We start from the raw sequence: 1,162 nt of genomic DNA, 5'->3' as shown, positions 1-1,162 counted from the left end.
GGGGGTGCCTCTATGGTTTTCGTCAAGCAGCGAGAGCCACTGATGGTGTGGCTGTAGGTGTGCCCGGGTCCTGGTACAGGGTGCCATCGCGGAGCATCGCGTAGAGCACGTCCGTGCGCCGTCGGGCCAGCGCGATCAGCGCTTGGTTGTGGCGTTTGCCCTGGGCTCGTTTCCGTTCGTAGTACGCCCTGGAGGCAGGGTGTGACAGTGAAGCGAACGCTGAGAGGAACAGTGCGCGTTTGAGTCGCTTGTTCCCGCCCCGTGGTGTGCGCTCGCCACGGATCGAGGTCCCTGAGCGGCGTGTGACCGGGGCGATCCCGGCGTAGGAGGCCAGGTGCCCGGCATCGGCGAAGTCCTTGCCCACGACTTCGGTGAGGATCCGTGCTGCGGTCCTGATCCCTACTCCGGGCATCGAGATCAGGACCGGGTGAAGAGGGTGGGCCTCCACCACGGCCTCCACCTGTGAGGCCAGTCCGGCCCGCTGCCGGGTCAGTCCTGCCAGCTGCTCGGCCAGGATCGGGATCACGGTGGCCGCGGCCTGCGTGCCGGCCACCACCACGGACTGCTCGTCCAGGGCGTGGAAGATCTGTTCTGTCAGAGAGGCAGCCAGACGTGGGGCGTGCTTACGCAGCCGGGCACGCACGTGCCCCGGCCCGGCGGTCTTCAGCTGTGCAGGGGTGGGGTACCGGCTCAGCAGGTCTGCCACGGCGGGGTGGGTGATCTTGGGCCCGAGCACGCGTTCGAGTGAGGGGTGGATCTGTGTGAGCAGCCCGCGCAACCGGTTCGAGGTCGCGGTGAGTTGCGCGACGAGGTCGTCGTCGAAACCGGCGAGCATGGCCAGCTCGGCGATCTGTTCCTCATCGGCCCGGATGGAGCGCAGGGTGTGGGGCATAGTGCGGGCTGCTTCGGCGATGATGGCTGCGTCTTTCGCGTCGGTCTTGGCCGCACCGGGGTGCAGGTCAGCGATCCGGCGCATCGCGAGCCCGGGCAGGTAGGCCACCTCAACGCCCTCACAGGTCTGGGCCACCGCCACGGGCAGGGCCCCGATGGTGGCCGGTTGGTCCACCACCAGCAGCGTGGGCCCGTGGGTGGTGGTGAGCTCGGCGAGGACCTCGCGCAGGCGGGTCTCGTCGTTGGGCAGGGCCTTGTCGTAGACCTTCTT

The 1,162-nt window shown here is 68.3% G+C and carries 1 protein-coding gene; it reads right to left on the bottom strand.

Going from position 1 to position 1,162, the window contains the following annotated elements:
* Positions 1 to 22: 22 nt before the first annotated feature.
* A partial coding sequence (locus MLY01S_RS11880; RefSeq protein WP_067192454.1) for an IS110 family RNA-guided transposase occupies positions 23 to 1,162 on the bottom strand: 1,140 nt, incomplete at its 5' end.

It is taken from the genome of Micrococcus lylae NBRC 15355 (genome assembly GCF_001570885.1).
GTDB classification, from domain to species: domain Bacteria; phylum Actinomycetota; class Actinomycetes; order Actinomycetales; family Micrococcaceae; genus Micrococcus; species Micrococcus lylae.
The sequence above is the reverse complement of the archived record's forward strand: the minus strand, read 5'-3'. Positions and strand labels throughout refer to the sequence as shown.